The organism is Bacillus sp. NPDC077411 (genome assembly GCF_044543425.1).
Classification (GTDB): domain Bacteria; phylum Bacillota; class Bacilli; order Bacillales; family Bacillaceae_G; genus Bacillus_A; species Bacillus_A bruguierae.
Genome location: NZ_JBITWA010000046.1, coordinates 1 through 4,878, shown reverse-complemented (window position 1 = coordinate 4,878; position 4,878 = coordinate 1). Strand labels below are relative to the sequence as shown.

2 protein-coding genes and 1 pseudogene are annotated in these 4,878 nt (G+C 38.7%); 2 read left to right on the top strand and 1 reads right to left on the bottom strand.

The annotated features are described in order from the left end of the window. Positions 1-672 precede the first annotated feature (672 nt). A complete protein-coding gene (locus ACIGHG_RS25565; RefSeq protein WP_396551282.1) occupies positions 673-1,842 on the top strand; it encodes a serine hydrolase domain-containing protein in 1,170 nt (389 codons plus the stop codon). A gap of 93 nt (positions 1,843-1,935) precedes the next feature. After that, the gene (locus tag ACIGHG_RS25560) at positions 1,936-3,996 is read left to right on the top strand and encodes a serine hydrolase domain-containing protein (protein WP_396551280.1); all 2,061 of its coding nucleotides are present in this window, start codon (positions 1,936-1,938) and stop codon (positions 3,994-3,996) included. 240 nt (positions 3,997-4,236) lie between these two features. Here ACIGHG_RS25560 and ACIGHG_RS25555 read toward each other — a convergent pair. Continuing rightward, positions 4,237-4,617, bottom strand: a pseudogene (locus ACIGHG_RS25555) (DDE-type integrase/transposase/recombinase); the annotation flags it as partial. Positions 4,618-4,878 lie beyond the last annotated feature (261 nt).

Sequence of the window (4,878 nt, the reverse complement as noted above, 5' to 3'; positions counted from 1 at the left end):
ATATGCAAAATTTCCAATGATCTACACTGATTTTTAGAAAAAGAAAAAAAGTTCTTCTGAAACTGACCGTTCCTAACCTTAGCTTGATAGCGATGTGGCGGTATCCCATCGCTATCAAGTTAAGGTTTTAATATACCTCCAAATGAGCATTTTCTTTTTCTACAGGTAGTTACTTTGAAACCGAATCTTTAATATTTAAAGGACGAAAAAAAGAAACATAGAAGCGAAAAACCTCTGTGTTTCTTTTTGATTAATATATTTATTGAAAAATATTTTCTTTCCGGCACAGATCCTCCTTATACCCTATTATAGAAGTTATTTTGAACGTAAGTAATTTGTAAGGAATGGGTAAGAAAAAAGAAAGTTTCATTGTGTATGATGAAAATATAAAGAGGCGTGAAAGGCGGAACAGATATGACGTATATATGAAAAACAAACCAGTTAACAAGAGTGTTTCAAGGAAAAGAAGTAACTTCTGTGGTTAACATACATGTGAAAAAAGAGGGATTTACCGTTTGTTAGGACAGAATGGTGTTTGTAAAAATAATCATTATGAAGCTGATTACAAACTTAATGATGATATTTTGTCATTGGTAGAGATGATAGCTGTGTGGTTAGTATGAAACGACAAGCAACCACCTATACAATATGAATAGAAGAGAGGAATGCCTTATCAAAACACGTAGTCAAATTACATTTGCAAGTCTGGCCCTTTTAATAGCTGGAAGTTCCCTGTTATTCACAACGCCAACCTCAATTGTAAAAGCAGAGCCTACTCAAAATGTATCTAGTTCGTTACAAGCAAGCACTCAACGAGATCGTAATGCCGTCAAGCAAGCAATGCGGGATACATTGCATCTTGGATACCCGGGAATACTCGCTAAAATTTCTGATAGTGGAAAAACGTGGAGTTATGCCGTTGGGATAGCGGATTTGAGAACCAAGAAACCAATGAAAACAGATTTTCGCTTTCGCATTGGCAGCGTGACGAAGACGTTCACCGCAACAATTCTACTTCAATTAGCTGGAGAGAACCGCTTAAATCTAGACGATTCCATTGAAAAATGGTTGCCTGGTGTCATTCAAGGAAACAGATATGATGGTAACCAGATTACTATCCGGCAGATATTGAATCATACAAGTGGTATCGCTGAATACGCAAGGTCAAAAGACTTTAATCTTATGGATACAAAAAAATCGTATACGGCTGAAGAACTAGTGAACATGGGGATTTCTCTGCCCCCAGATTTCCCGCCAGGAAAGGGCTGGTCTTATTCAAACACAGGATACGTATTACTGGGTATCCTTATTGAAAAGGTAACGGGAAACAGCTATGCGGAAGAAATCGAAAATCGGATTATTGAACCACTTGAATTGTCGAATACATTCCTACCTGGCAATTCAAGCGTTATTCCAGGTACCAATCATGCCCGTGGATATATCAAACTAGATGGAGTAAGTGAGTTAAAAGATGTTACGTATTATAACCCAAGTATGGGTCAATCGGCTGGAGAGATGATTTCTACTGCTGACGACTTAAATAAATTCTTCTCTTACTTGCTCGGTGGAAAATTACTGAAAGAACAGCAACTCAAACAAATGCTTACTACAGTTCCTACAGGAATAGAAGGAATTGATGGATATGGTCTTGGAATCTATAAAACTAAACTTCCAAACAGTGTCCTAATATGGGGACATACAGGTGGCATACCGGGACTTGATACTTTTGCTGGAGGTACACACGGAGGTAAGCATACGTTGGCCATCAGTTTGAACAGCATGGGTAAAGTTAATAGTTCTGATCTTTTTAAAAATATTTTACTTGCTGAATTTAGCAAGTAGCCCAGAAGGAAGAACGGATAAAATTTTATCATATTTTCATAGTTAAACAATAAGGGATGAAATCGATTATTTATCTAAGGAGGCACCTCTCTTATGAAAAATAAACTATCTAGGATGTTAACCGCTACATTGGTTCTAATGATGACTCTACCTACAGGGGCGATAGCGTCTTCTAGTAATAAGACTCCGGTTGTAACTAGCACAGAACTGGAGAAGATTGCGGCAGAGAAAGCTACGCTACTCACGAAATCCTATGAGACGACTAGCGTGCAGTATGCGTTAATAGATAATGGTAAGATTATTTTGTCGGGTCAGACAGGCAAAAACGATATGGAAGGGAAACAGCCACTGACTAAAGATACTCTATATGGGATTGGTTCAACCAGTAAAGTATATACAGCTGCGGCTATCATGAAATTGGTCGACGAAGGAAAAGTCGATTTGGATGTCCCTGTTGTCCACTATGTTCCTGATTTCAAGATGAAAGATGAGCGGTACAAGCGCATTACACCGCGTATGCTGTTGAACCATTCCTCCGGTTTGCAAGGTACTACGCTCAATAAAGCATTGTTATTTAAAGATAATGATACCTATGCCCATGATAACTTGTTGCGGCAATTATCTACCCAAAACTTAAAAGCGGACCCTGGCGCGTTCTCGGTATACTGTAACGACGGCTTTACGCTAGCTGAGATTTTGGTAGAAAAAGTAAGTGGTATGAGCTTTACTGAATTTTTACATCAAAGGTTTACAGAACCATTAAAATTAAATCATACAAAAACGCCACAGGACAAATGGGAGGACGAAAAGCGTGCTGGACTTTATTTTCCAGCATACCAAGGGCAGCTTCCCATTGAATCGATGAATGTGATTGGTTCGGGAGGGATCTCTTCAACGGCAGAAGATACGGTGCGATTCTCACAATTATTTATGGGACAGGGAAAAGGGATTCTCTCTGATAAGGCAATCAAGACGATGGAGCAGGCTGAATATAAAAAAGGAATGTGGCCAGGGGATGGAGATAATAGTTTCAACTATGGTCTAGGGTGGGATAGTGTGAAACTATATCCATTCAATAGATATGGAATAAAGGCCTTGTCTAAGGGCGGTGACACAGTACTGCAACATGCTACATTGGTCGTGCTTCCGGAACAGAAGATGGCAGCGGCTGTGTTGTCATCCGGCGGTAGCAGCATTACAAATCAAATGCTGGCAACTAATTTACTGCTCGCCGCGCTTAAAGAGAAGGGAACAATTAAGGATATAAAGCCGAACAAATCTTTTGGTAAGCCAGTCAAGGCTCAGATGCCTCCAAACGTGGCGAAACAAGCGGGCTTTTATGGCAATAGCTACAGTCATTTCAAAATAGAAATTACAAAGAAGGGAGAACTATTCTTACCATCTAATCGTAAAGAAAAATATGTATATACCGCGGATGGAAGCTTTATTAATGAGAACGGTACTTCCAAGCTCAATTTCGTTACCGAGAAGAATGGAAGAACATATTTGAGGGAGAGCACATATAATTCGAAGCCAGGATTAGGGCAAGATGTGCTGACGCACTATTTAGCCGAGAAACTAGAAGACAATGTACTATCGAAGAGAACCGCTGCTGCATGGGAAAAGCGGGAGGGCGGCAAGTTCTATCTCATTAACGAGAAATTTAGTTCTATGAACTATCTTGTACAAATAATACCTCTTACTACACAAATTATTACCAAGGAAGGCTATTGGGATGGCAAAAAAATTATAGGTCCGAATACGGCGACACATCAACTCCAGATTCCTGTGATGGATGGGCGTGATACGAAGGAAGCTCGTTTTTATACAGAGGATGGTAATGAATATATGGAGATGGCCAACTCCTTATACGTAAGTGAATCAAACGTAAAACCCCTTGACACAAGCCAATCATCGAAGGTTACACTGTCAGCAAACGGGCATGCAAAATGGTTTACGATCCCGCAAGTGGCAGCAGGGAAAACGATGACCGTGGAGTTGCCATCGAAGAGTTCGTTCGCGGTGTATGATGAAAAGGGAGTATGCGTCAATTTTACCGTTGTTAGCAATAATAACAAGGTAAAACTGCCGAAGAATGGAGCGGTTGTATTTACTGGCGCACCAAACTCGGAATTTACAGTTACATTGAACTAGCTATAATAACGTTAAGAGTATGCAAGATTGTATGCAGTTTTTCGACCAATTCAATAACAAACGGGAACTCTGAAACCCAGGACAGAATAGGAATGTATAAAAAATGAATAGAGTTATAGAAAAAGAAAAAGGCGAATTCCTTATGAGATTAGGGATCCGCCTTGTCTTCGCTACCGATGGTTTTGGTGCAAAAATCATTTAATAGAGACATAGAGCCTACGCAGTCTGTTTAATTACAAATTATGATGTAATTCCAAACAACTTATGTATGAACTTCACCTGCCGGTGAAGTTGTCTTTTTTTCATCATATGCATAGCTTCAACACCACTCAATATAGAGATTGCTGTTTTAAATGATTTGAACCCCAACATAGAGCGAACACGTTTCTTAATAAAACGATGATCTTGTTCTACAATGTTATTTAGATATTTTATCTGTCTTATTTGGATGCCTACAGGCATCTTTTTCTCTTTCTTTAACTAAGCAATGGCCATAGAATAGGCTGGATTCTTGTCTACTGTGATCACACGGGGCTTCGAAATATGAAAAGACCGCAAAGCCTTTTTAAAAAAGCGCTTTGCAACCTTGTGGTCTCTAGTTTTACTTAAGTGAAAATCAATCCTTCCAGATATTTTGAAGTTTTTGCACCAGAACTAAATCTTACAAATTTCTCAAGTTTTTTCTTTTATATAGACTGAATTTTCTGTTATTTAGTTGTATAGTGAAAGGAGTGATAGAAAAATATAAAGGGGGAAGGAGTTTGAAGAAAAAACAGTTTGTAATTGTACTTTCAGCAATGTTTTCATTAACACTTACATCAAGTATCTCTAGTATTACAGTACATGCAGAAAAAAGCGAAGAGAGTTCGATAAAATTTTCTT